Raw genomic sequence first — 11,557 nt, forward strand, 5'->3', positions numbered from 1 at the left:
ATTTTAATTAAAACTTCGTGGCCCTAAGAAATTTGTAGTGGTGGTTTCGAGCAGTTCCTTGCCGTTATACACACCAATTTTTACATTCGTTTTATCACTTTCCAGTAAAACTTCCTCTATTTCTATAAATAAAGTTCCTTGTGAAATAGCTTCTTTTGCCACTTTAAAATGCTCTTTCCCTACATTGTTAATTTCACCTTTCTGATCGATTAATTCAAAATGAATATCGTTATAATCTTTCATGGTTTTGTTGACAATTTTATAGGTATAAACATTACTTATTTTATCTCCTTTATGTTGAAAAAGCTGTCCGGGTAAACGCAGAATAACGGCCTGAACATCAGTTCTTAAAAATAACATTCCAACAAAAATACCCATCAAAATAAAAAGAACCGCACTGTAACCTTTCATTCTGGCAGTAAATTTAAAAGGCTCTTTTTTAACGATTTCATCTTCTGATGCGTAACGAATAAGACCTTTTGGCAATCCTACACTTTCCATTATATGATCGCATTCGTCAATACATGCGGTGCAGTTTGTACATTCTAACTGAGTTCCGTTTCTAATGTCAATTCCCATTGGGCAGACATGAACACATTGAAGGCAGTCAATACAATCTCCTTTTCCGGTTGAAGCTCGATCTTCTTTTTTATTGAATTTTGCTCTTCCCGCTTCTTTTTCTCCTCTCACAAAATCGTACGCAACGTTTATAGATTTATTATCTAAAAGAACGCCCTGCAGCCTTCCGTAAGGACAGGCAATTATACAAACCTGTTCACGGAACCAGACAAAAACAAAATAGAAAACTCCGGTAAAAATAAGTAGTGCAATAAAATTACTTGCTTGCTGAATTGGGCCTTGCTCAACCATTAATAGTAAAGAATCACTTCCTACTAAATAAGCCAGAAAAATATTTGCAATTCCAAAAGAGATCAAAAAGAAAATTGTCCATTTAGTCAATCTTTTTCTGATTTTTTCAGCGTTCCATTCCATTCTTGCCAAGCGTGATTGTGAGCCGCGGTCACCATCAATCCAATATTCGATTCGGCGAAAAACCATTTCAAGAAAAATGGTCTGCGGACAAATCCATCCGCAAAATATTCGGCCAAAAACAACGGTAAATAAAAGTACAAAGACAACTCCAATAAGCATTGAAATTACAAAGAGGTAGAAATCCTGCGGCCAAAAAGGGAAGCCGAAGATATTAAAACGACGTTCAATGATATTGAACATCATAAACTGGTTTCCGTTTACTTTTATAAACGGATTTATTATTAAAATTGCCAATAAAACATAACTGACAATTTTACGGTAATCATAAAATTTACCAGACGGTTTCTTCGGAAAGATAAATTTCCTTTTACCACCTTCATCTATAGTTCCAATGGTATCTCTAAAAGCTTCGTCTGGTAAATTTGACATGATATTCTAATTATTTTTTAACTGCTGTGGTATCTTTTTTTGCAGCTGCTGCATCTGTTTTAGGCGCACTTTCGTCTACCCAAACTTCTCCTTCCGGCGCTTTTGGATCTTTTGGATTTGATCCTTGCAGTGATAAAATGTAACTCGCCACTTTTTGAATTTCTTTTGGTTTCATACCATTTGTTTTCCAGGAAACCATTCCTTTTCCATCACGTCCACCATTGGTAATAGTGTGAAATACATTTTTAATACCTCCACCTAAAATCCAATGATCATCTGTTAAGTTAGGTCCAATTTGCCCTCCTGCATCTGCTCTGTGACAAGCCGCACAATTCATTGCGAAAATTTCTTTTCCTTCTGCTAAACTTGCATCATCAGTCAGTAAAACAACCGTTTTTTCATCCATTAAATCCGGACCTGTTTTTAAGTATTCTTCAACATCAATTTTAGCTTGTGCCATTTCTTTTTTAAGTTCCATTTCCTGATCATCGGCTCCTAAAACATCGTAACGGACTACATAGATTACTCCAAAAATGATACAGATATAGAATAAGTAAACCCACCACGGCGGTAAATTATTATCAAGCTCTTTGATTCCGTCATAATCATGATCCATCAATAAATCAGCTTCTTTAGACATTGGTTCTGTCTTAGTAAGCTTATGCATTAATTCTTTGAACCAAGTACTTTCTTGAAGACTTAAACTATTTTCGTAATCTAATTTTGCTTTTTCTTCTGGCGACAATAGTTGATACATTACCTTATTTACAGCAGTAAGTGTAACTTCGATAGCAATTAAAATAAACAGAAAAACAAGTAAAAAGACAGATACCATTGGGTATTTTATAAAAGCAGGTCTGTCGCCTGAATCTATGCAATATTCCATCAAAGCGAATACGATGAAGAAAATCAGCGGTACTCTAACATATACTGGGAAAAACTTTTTCATTTTTATCTATCTTTTGAGATTATAACTTGCCCTTCTTCTAAAGGTATATTACTCATTTCCTGAATTTTATCTTTTTTATAAGAGAACACCCAAATGCCTAATCCTACGAAAAAAAAGAAGAAAATCAAGAGGGAAAGTATCGGGTAAATTTCTACACCCGATATCGTTTCCATATTGTGTTTTATTTGTTCAAACATAATGCTGTTATTTAGTTTCTTTTACTTTAATATCAGTACCAAGTCTTTGTATATAAGCAATCAAAGCGACAATTTCTCTTTCATTCATCGGAATGAATTTTTCACCTGTTGCAGCTGCTTTTTCACGGCTTTTTTCATAACTTTTTACAAAGTCAGGATCATTTTCTAAACTTTTCTCAATTTTAACCGCCTGATCTCTTAAAGTTTTTTGTGCGTTTGCAACTTCTTCTGCCGAATAAGGAACTCCAAGTGAAATCATGACGTTCATTTTCTTTTGGGTCAATGAAATGTCTAAAGGTTTATTATCAAATAACCATTTATAACCCGGCATTATTGATCCTGCAGATGTACTTTGCGGATTCCACATGTGGTTAAAGTGCCAGTTATCATTGTATTTACCTCCTACTCTTAACAAATCCGGACCTGTACGTTTTGATCCCCATAAGAATGGATGATCGCAAACAAATTCTCCTGCTTTTGACTGAGGTCCATAACGTTCCACTTCACTTCTAAACGGACGAACTGATTGTGAGTGACAACCCACACAGCCTTCTCTGATGTATAAATCACGTCCTTCAAGTTCTAATGGTGTATATGGTTTTACACTTGAAATAGTTGGAATATTAGATTTCACCATAATTGTTGGTACGATCTGAATAACTCCTCCAATTAAAATAGCAATTGTAGCTAAAATGGTTAACTGGATTGGTTTTCTTTCTAACCATGAATGGAATCTTTCGCCACTTAATCTATTACTGCTGATTTTTTGTAATGCCGGAGCTTGTGCTAATTCATCTTCGATTGTTTCACCAGCTCTAACTGTCATGATAATGTTGTATACCAATGTCAGCATTCCTATTAGATACAAACTACCTCCAATTGCTCTCATCCAATACATTGGCATAATTGCAGTTACAGTTTCAAGGAAGTTTCCGTAAGTTAAAGTTCCGTCTGGATTAAATTGTTTCCACATTGATGCTTGTTGAAAACCAGCCACATATAACGGAATTGTATATACAATAATACCAAGGGTACCAATCCAGAAATGGAAGTTTGCTAATTTCTTAGAGAATAATGCTGTTTTTGTCATTCGTGGAATCAACCAGTAAATAATAGCAAATGACATAAATCCGTTCCATGCTAATGCACCAACGTGTACGTGTGCAACGATCCAGTCTGTATAATGCGCAATAGCATTTACATTTTTCAGCGATAACATTGGTCCTTCAAAAGTCGCCATTCCGTAACCTGTAATGGCTACTACGAAGAATTTCAAAACTGGTTCTTCACGAACTTTATCCCATGCACCTCTTAAAGTTAAAAGTCCGTTGATCATACCTCCCCAAGATGGAGCGATAAGCATTATTGAAAATGCTACACCTAAATTTTGGGCCCAGTTTGGTAATGCTGAATATAATAAGTGGTGAGGCCCTGCCCAGATATAGATAAAAATTAAAGACCAAAAGTGAATAATAGATAGTCTATAAGAGTAAATAGGACGATTTGCAATTTTAGGAACGAAGTAATACATCAATCCTAAAAATGGTGTGGTTAAGAAAAATGCGACCGCATTATGTCCGTACCACCATTGTACTAATGCATCCTGTACACCAGCGTATACGGAATAACTTTTTAATCCTGAAACAGGAATTTCGATATTATTAAAGATATGTAATACGGCAACCGTTACAAATGTTGCCAGATAAAACCAAATTGCTACATATAAATGACGCTCTCTACGGCGCAGCATGGTTCCTATCATGTTAATTCCCATGACAACCCAAATTAACGCTATAGCAATATCAATAGGCCATTCAAGTTCTGCATATTCCTTCGAAGAAGTATATCCTAATGGTAATGTTATGGCTGCGGCGACAATGATTAACTGCCAGCCCCAAAAATGCAGATTACTTAAAAAGTCACTAAACATTCTGGCTTTTAGTAATCTTTGCATTGAATAATACATTCCTGCAAAAAAAGCATTCCCAACAAAGGCGAAAATAACGGCGTTTGTGTGTAAAGGCCTTAAACGACCATAACTAAGCCATGAAATCCCATCTGTAATATTGGGAAAAAGGTACATAACCGCCAGGGTCAGCCCCACTAACATACCCACAACTCCAAAAAGAATGGTGGCGTAAATGAATTTTTTTACAATTTTGTTGTCGTAATAAAACTGTTCCATTTCCATAATTTATACTTGTTTTTCTTCGATTGGTGAATTATTATTTGGGGAAATAATTTTGGTCTCGTCATCAAAAAGGATTCTGACCGAGGGCGTATAATCGTCATCATATTGTCCGGATTTGACAGCAACGATAAAGGCAATAAAGAAACAGACTGCCACGAAAATACTTACTGAAATTAAAAGATAAATAACACTCATACCGTAAATTTATGTTAACAAAATTACTAGGTCAGTGGCGTTTAAAATATGATAATTATCATGCTTATAGAAGAATGTTAAAATTAAGTAAAATAATCTTACAAATTACGTAAAATCAATTTAAATTCTTACAACTGAAGTAATTAGACATAAAAGTAACGAAGCTAACAATCGTAATTGTACTTAAAGGCATAATGATTGCCGCAACAATAGGAAGCAAATTTCCCGTAACAGCAAACGTAAGACCTACGATATTATATAGAAGTGACAGGCCAAAACTCATTTTAATAATCAGGATCGATTTATGAGAAAGTTTTAAGAAATAGTTTAATCGTGAAAATTCACCTGCATCGAGAATTGCATCGCAGGCCGGAGAAAATACATTTACGTTTTCGGATACAGAAACTCCAATATTACTTTGCGCCAGGGCTCCGGCATCATTTAAACCATCTCCAACCATCATAACATTCTTCCCAGTTTCCTGCAGTTTTTTAATAAATTCTAATTTCTGCTCTGGTTTTTGGTTAAAAACGAGTTCGGTATTTTTAGGTAAAATAGCTTCGAGATTTTCTCTTTCGCCATCATTATCTCCAGAAAGCACTTTTATATTATAGTCTTTGCTAAGCGTTGCAAACAATTTTTCAAGGCCTTCACGATATTGATTTTGGAAAACAAATTTTCCGTAATAGGTATTGTCGATTTTAATATGGAGCGAGGTTCTTTCTATTTCTGAAGAGTCTAAAATCGGGCTTTCAACAAATGACGAAGACCCTATTTTCACTTCTTTTTCTTCGGCGAAAGCCAAAATTCCTTTCCCAGTAATTTCCTGAAAATCATCAATTTTAACTCTGTCATATTCTGGTAAAAAGTCATACAGCATTCTGCTTAAAGGATGATTTGAACCTCGGAGCACATTTTTTATTAATTGTAAATTTTCATCTGAAAAATCAATTCCTTCGTATAGAATATTAGATTTTTTATTAGTCGTAATCGTTCCGGTTTTATCAAAAACAATAGTATCAACTTTAGCCAATTGTTCGATTACTAAGGCGTTTTTAAGATACATTTTTTGTTTTCCCATTATTCTGAGAATATTTCCAAAAGTAAACGGGGCCGTTAACGCAAGTGCACAAGGACACGCCACAATTAATACTGCGGTAAAAACATTAAAAGCAGTATTGGCATCGATAAATATCCAGTAACCAAATCCTGCAAAGGCAATTAGTAGTAAAATAGGTGTAAAATAGCGGCTTAAAGTGTCTGTAATCGTTTTGTGTTTTTGTTCTACTTTTTTCTGAAAAATTTCGTTACTCCATAATTGTGTCAGATAACTTTGTGAAACAGAATGCAGTACTTCCATTTCGATTACTTTTCCAATTTGTTTTCCTCCGGCGAATATTTTATCTCCTGATTTTTTTGTGATTGGAACAGCTTCTCCGGTTACGAAACTATAATCAATTTCGGCTTTTTCGCTCATTAAAATTCCGTCTACGGGAATTAATTCCTGATTTCGAATCAATAATCTGTTTCCTTTTAAAACGTCATAAATTGGAACGCTTTCTTCTGAAAAATCAGTATTGATTCTGGTTACCGCAATTGGAAAATAGGATTTAAAATCTCTTTCGAAACTTAAAAAACTATAGGTTTTTGTTTGAAACATTTTCCCCAGCAGCATAAAGAAAACCAAACTGGCCAAACTGTCAAAAAATCCCGGTCCGTGATCCATCAGCATATCATAACTGCTGCGAATAAACATTACAATAATCCCTAAAGCAATAGGAATATCAATGTTTAACATTCTGGTTCTTATACTATGATAAGCTGAAACGTAATAACCGCTTGCAGAATAGAAAAAACTCGGCAACGCTAAAAGAAAAATTAAAATCCTGAAAAACGGTTTATAACTATCTAACCAGAATTCTTTGATTTCGAAATATTCTGGAAATGAAAGCAGCATAATGTTTCCGAAACAGAAAAAGGCAACCCCTACTTTATAAGTTAAACTTCTGTCTACTTTATTTTTACCTGTTTCGTAATTTTCTAAACTAATATAGGGTTCGTAACCTATTGAACTTAATAGGTATACAATTGATTTAAGAGAAACGGTTTCTGAATTGAAGGTAATTCGAACTTTTTTTTCAGGGAAATTAACTTGTGAAGCGCTGATTCCGGGTTGTAAACGATTTAGGTTTTCGAGAATCCAGATACATGAACTGCAGTGAATATGCGGAATATTTAATGAAACTATTGAAGTATTTCCTTCGTGAAATTCGAGAACTTTAGCTAAAATTGCTTCGTTGTCTAAAAAGTCATACTTGCCCTGAATGTCCTGTGGAGTAGCACCAGGTGATTTTTCGAAATCATAATAGCAGGTTAAATTATTTTGACTAAAAATTTCGTAAACTGTTTTACAACCAGTACAACAAAACTTTTTTTCATCAAAATTGATCTCTTCATTTTTAGGAATAGTCAGCCCGCAATGAAAACAACTCTGCTCGCTCATAATTTGTTTTTTAATTTGCAAAATTCAAAAAAGGCAGTGACTATAACTATGACATTTATCATGTTATAACGAAATCTAATCCTAAAGTAATGAAATAATTTGTCAAATTGAAATAATACCTTTTTCTACGCATTTTTAAACGTAAAAGTACTTTTAAACCGCAGGAATTGGTTAATTTTGCTCCAAATTACTCCTGCTATGAATAAATGTGATCAATGTATTGTTCGTCAGCTTTCTTCTCTAAAAGCCCTAAATAAAGATGAAGTTATAAAATTAGCTAATAGCAAAACTACCTATACGATTAAAAAAGGCGAAGCTATTTTTGAAGAGGGCGATGTTACAAATGGCGTTTTCTGCATTAAGGACGGAGTTGGAAAGCTTTCAAAATTGAGTGCCAACGGAAAAGATCAAATCGTTAAACTTGTAAAATCGGGAGAACTTTTAGGACAGCGTTCCATGATTAGCAATGAACCTGCAAATTTATCTGCAAAAGCTATTGCTGATATGGAAGTTTGTTTTATTCCGAAATCAGAAATCATACATTTCTTTAATAACAATAATCAGTTTTCTTTGAATTTGATGCAGTCTGTATGCGAGGATTTGAAAGAATCTGAAAATGATAAAATTGCTTTGGTTCAAAAAACGGTAAAACAGCGTTTGGCAGAAACTTTATTGCATTTGCATAATGAGTTTGGGGAGAATGAAGATAAAACCCTAAAAGTACAGCTTACCAGAGAAGAACTTGCCGGAATAATTGGAACAGCAACTGAAAGCTGCATCCGCTTATTATCTGACTTTAATAAACTGGAATTAATTGAATTAGTTGGTAAAAAAATAATGCTTAAAAATGTAAAGGCATTAAAACGAATGGCTGAATAGATTACTGTTTTTTAGCTTCGTTCCAAAAAACATCCATTTCTGCAAGAGTCATATCCATTAAAGGTTTTCCTAATTCACCTGCTTTACTTTCTAAATATTGAAAACGCTTGATGAATTTTTTATTCGTACGTTCTAAAGCATCTTCCGGGTTAACATTTAAAAATCTGGCGTAGTTTATCATCGAGAATAAAACATCTCCAAATTCTGCTTCGATTTTATCCTGATCACCGGCTTGAACTTCAACCTGCAATTCGTTTAGTTCTTCCTGAACTTTATCCCAAACCTGATGCGGTTCTTCCCAGTCAAAACCAACTCCTTTTACTTTATCCTGAATTCGGCTTGCTTTTACTAATGCGGGCAAACTTTTTGGAACTCCTTCTAAAACAGATTTTTTTCCTTCTTTAAGTTTTAGTTTCTCCCAGTTTTGTTTTACTTCTTCTTCATCTTTTACAACCGTATCAGAATAAATATGAGGATGACGGTGAATTAATTTATCACAGATTTCGTTGCAGACATCTGCAATATCAAAATCATTGGTTTCTGAACCTATTTTAGCATAAAAAACAATGTGAAGCAATAAGTCTCCGAGTTCTTTTTTTACTTCGTTTAAATTGTTGTCCAAAATGGCATCGCCTAACTCGTAAGTTTCTTCAATCGTTAAATGCCTTAATGTCTGCAAGGTCTGTTTTTTATCCCACGGACATTGCTCACGAAGTTCATCCATGATAATTAATAATCTTTCGAAGGCTTTGAGTTGAAGTTCTTTGCTCATTTTTTTATTTTAAGATACCAAAATTAAAACAATTTGTCGATTAAACGGTTCTTTCCTAAACTAAAAAAGAAGGCAAAATACCTTCTTTTTATTTAGATTGACTCTTTAATTTTTCTGCCATTTAATTCCTGAACATTTCTAAAATTATTCAATGGCATTATCTTTTTTAAATCTGTTATCATTTTAATAGAAACTTCAATTGGAGTTTTAAAAATAAACCATTGTACGCTTTCTGTACAAGGCGGTGTTGTCAATGAACCCGTATAAGTGTAAAAAGATCTATTTTGAGGAAGAACTTTATTGATGTTAAAATCGTTGTTAACTTTTACAGTATCGTTGGCTTTTTTAGGCAGATACTTATCAAGAAATTCAAAAGTTTCATTGCTTTTCTTGTCTTCTTGTGCCATAATAGAAACTACGGCAAATTTTCCGTCTTTATTTTTATGAACCATGTGAATTTCTAACGGATATCGCACACCTTTTATAGTATGTTCTGCTGATTCATGAAAATGAAATTGCTTTAGCTCGTATTGATCTCCATTGATTACAATATAATCTCCAGGTTCAAAATCAAATTGAATAGTGTGCCCGTTATTGACAACATCATGAATTTTAGTTTTTTGGCTGTAATGAAAATCAATTGGTTTTATTGTTTTGTCTTTTTCTGTTTCTACAATATCAATTGGAGATTGTGTTTTTCCTCCGCAATCATTCTGATCGATTTCTGACCAATGTTCCGGCCCTGCTTCACCTTCGTATTCCCAATGTTTCTTGTGGTGTTCGGTTTTTGTTGTATCTGATGAAGTTACAGATTGTTCTGTTTCTTTTGATTTGTTATTGCAGGCTGTCGCTAATACTAAAGCTGCTATTACGGCAAAAATTTTTATTCCCTTTTTCATTTTTCCTATCATTTAAAATTTAGTTTCAAAGCCAAAAAACAATTTCAAAACAACTGCGAAAACAATGCATTCATGTACAAAAACACAAACAATCAAATCCAATTTTATGTTATTTTGAAATATTATTTTTCTTACAAAATTATATTTTAAAACTTAAATAGCAACTAATTTTAAATAAAAAATCCCGTTAAGAAATATCTTAACGGGATCAATATTTGAATTCAGAAAAAATTATTTTTCTTCTTTTTTAGCTTTTGGCTTTTTAGCAGCTGGTGCTTTTTTTGGTTTTTCTTCAACAGCCGGGATTTCTTCCGGAGCTTCAGCAGCAGCTGGAGCTAAATCAGTAACTAAACCTTTAGCCTGAAGTGTGTTGTACCAGTTTAATACTTTTTTAATATCTGAAGGATAAACTCTTTCTTCATCATAATCCGGTAAAATTTCTTTAAAGTAAGCAGCTAAAGTTGCATTATCTTCTTTGTGAGAAATCGCCTGACCTTTATTTTCTTTAGCTGCAATTTTTTGCATTACTTCAGTCAATGGTTTTTCTCCTTCGTGTGTATAAATTGAAATTTCTGATAGTAAGCTTACGTTACTTTTTAAGTTTACTGTAATTTTTTTTCCGTCTAATAATGATTCTGCCACAAAACCTGTACGAGTCTGCACTTTCAATACATATAAACCTGGTTTCCCAGAAATGGCTAAAATTTTGTCTAAATTCATGTTTATTAAAATTAGTATTAAGAATTTTTGTCTTTTTATTAATGTTCTAATTATTTAGAACTTTTTATCTTCCTTTCTTTGCAGCGGCAAATTTCATTCTGTATTCCTGAAAAGTCTTGCCTTCGGTGATGTTTTTTAATTTCTTTTGAATCAAACGCTTTTTTAAAGAAGATATTTTATCAGTAAATAAAATGCCTTCGATATGATCGTACTCGTGTTGAATAACTCTTGCGATTAAACCGTCAAAAACCTCTGTTTTCATTACGAAATCTTCTTCACAATACTCAATCGTAACAGTTGGTTTTCTGTAAACATCTTCTCTAACGTCAGGAATACTCAAACATCCTTCATTAAAACTCCACTCTTCACCTTCCTCTTTAACGATTTTAGCATTGATAAAAGTCTTTTTGAAACCTTTTAAGTCTTTCTGTTCATTTTCTGGTAAATCCTCATCGTCGCTAAAAGGAGTTGTATCAATAACAAATAGGCGAATAGGAAGACCAACCTGCGGTGCTGCAAGTCCAACTCCTAAAGCATTATACATGGTTTCATACATGTTTGCTATTGTCTCTTTTAAGTTTGGATAATCTGGCGTAACTGCCGTTCCTACTTTTCTTAAAACAGGATCACCATATCCTACAATTGGTAAAATCATTTGTAATTATTTAATGTTTTATCTAATGAAAACCTTATATTAGGGTTAACATATTTCAGCTGGCAAAAATAGTAAAAAATAGTCAACGATTAGCTGTAAAGGCACATTATAACAAATTTTTATATGCTTTGGAAAACTCCGCTATAATTATGCCAAAATATTTCGTACAATTCTT

At 33.5% G+C, this 11,557-nt stretch carries 11 protein-coding genes; 1 reads left to right on the top strand and 10 read right to left on the bottom strand.

Annotated elements, in window-relative coordinates; genetic code table 11:
- Positions 1 to 3 precede the first annotated feature (3 nt).
- From ccoG to ACODSB_RS13110, 6 genes are all read right to left on the bottom strand, one after another.
- Positions 4 to 1,422: a cytochrome c oxidase accessory protein CcoG gene (gene ccoG / locus ACODSB_RS13085; RefSeq protein WP_488937372.1), complete on the bottom strand. Its 1,419-nt coding sequence runs from the start codon at positions 1,420 to 1,422 to the stop codon at positions 4 to 6.
- 10 nt (positions 1,423 to 1,432) lie between these two features.
- Entirely contained in the window at positions 1,433 to 2,371 is a 939-nt protein-coding gene (locus tag ACODSB_RS13090) for a cbb3-type cytochrome c oxidase N-terminal domain-containing protein (protein ID WP_488937373.1), read from the bottom strand.
- Between the two features lie 2 nt (positions 2,372 to 2,373).
- Complete coding sequence (locus ACODSB_RS13095; RefSeq protein ID WP_053473606.1) at positions 2,374 to 2,568, bottom strand: CcoQ/FixQ family Cbb3-type cytochrome c oxidase assembly chaperone; 195 nt, start codon at positions 2,566 to 2,568, stop codon at positions 2,374 to 2,376.
- Between the two features lie 7 nt (positions 2,569 to 2,575).
- Positions 2,576 to 4,759, bottom strand: a complete 2,184-nt coding sequence (gene ccoN / locus ACODSB_RS13100) for a cytochrome-c oxidase, cbb3-type subunit I (RefSeq protein WP_488937374.1) — start codon at positions 4,757 to 4,759, stop codon at positions 2,576 to 2,578.
- Positions 4,760 to 4,762: 3 nt separating this feature from the next.
- Positions 4,763 to 4,954 carry a cbb3-type cytochrome oxidase assembly protein CcoS gene (ccoS, locus tag ACODSB_RS13105; RefSeq protein ID WP_053473608.1) on the bottom strand — a complete coding sequence of 64 codons (192 nt, stop codon included), beginning with the start codon at positions 4,952 to 4,954 and terminating at the stop codon, positions 4,763 to 4,765.
- 115 nt (positions 4,955 to 5,069) lie between these two features.
- Positions 5,070 to 7,457, bottom strand: a complete 2,388-nt coding sequence (locus tag ACODSB_RS13110; RefSeq protein ID WP_488937375.1) for a heavy metal translocating P-type ATPase — start codon at positions 7,455 to 7,457, stop codon at positions 5,070 to 5,072.
- Between the two features lie 198 nt (positions 7,458 to 7,655).
- Here ACODSB_RS13110 and ACODSB_RS13115 point away from each other — a divergent pair, with 198 nt between their 5' ends.
- The gene (locus tag ACODSB_RS13115) at positions 7,656 to 8,336 is read left to right on the top strand and encodes a Crp/Fnr family transcriptional regulator (RefSeq protein WP_488937376.1); all 681 of its coding nucleotides are present in this window, start codon (positions 7,656 to 7,658) and stop codon (positions 8,334 to 8,336) included.
- A 1-nt stretch (position 8,337) separates the two neighbouring features.
- Here the strand turns inward: ACODSB_RS13115 and mazG are convergent, their stop codons facing one another.
- From mazG to def, 4 genes are all read right to left on the bottom strand, one after another.
- A complete protein-coding gene (gene mazG, locus ACODSB_RS13120) occupies positions 8,338 to 9,108 on the bottom strand; it encodes a nucleoside triphosphate pyrophosphohydrolase (protein ID WP_488937377.1) in 771 nt (256 codons plus the stop codon).
- A 92-nt stretch (positions 9,109 to 9,200) separates the two neighbouring features.
- Complete coding sequence (locus ACODSB_RS13125) at positions 9,201 to 10,007, bottom strand: carbonic anhydrase (protein WP_488937378.1); 807 nt, start codon at positions 10,005 to 10,007, stop codon at positions 9,201 to 9,203.
- 231 nt (positions 10,008 to 10,238) lie between these two features.
- Positions 10,239 to 10,727 (bottom strand): DUF5606 family protein, encoded by a 489-nt coding sequence (locus ACODSB_RS13130; RefSeq protein ID WP_488937379.1) that lies wholly within the window; start codon positions 10,725 to 10,727, stop codon positions 10,239 to 10,241.
- A gap of 64 nt (positions 10,728 to 10,791) precedes the next feature.
- On the bottom strand, positions 10,792 to 11,382 hold the full coding sequence (def, locus tag ACODSB_RS13135) for a peptide deformylase (RefSeq protein WP_053473614.1): 591 nt from the start codon (positions 11,380 to 11,382) through the stop codon (positions 10,792 to 10,794).
- Positions 11,383 to 11,557: the final 175 nt, after the last annotated feature.

Source organism: Flavobacterium sp. FG68 (assembly GCF_057808895.1).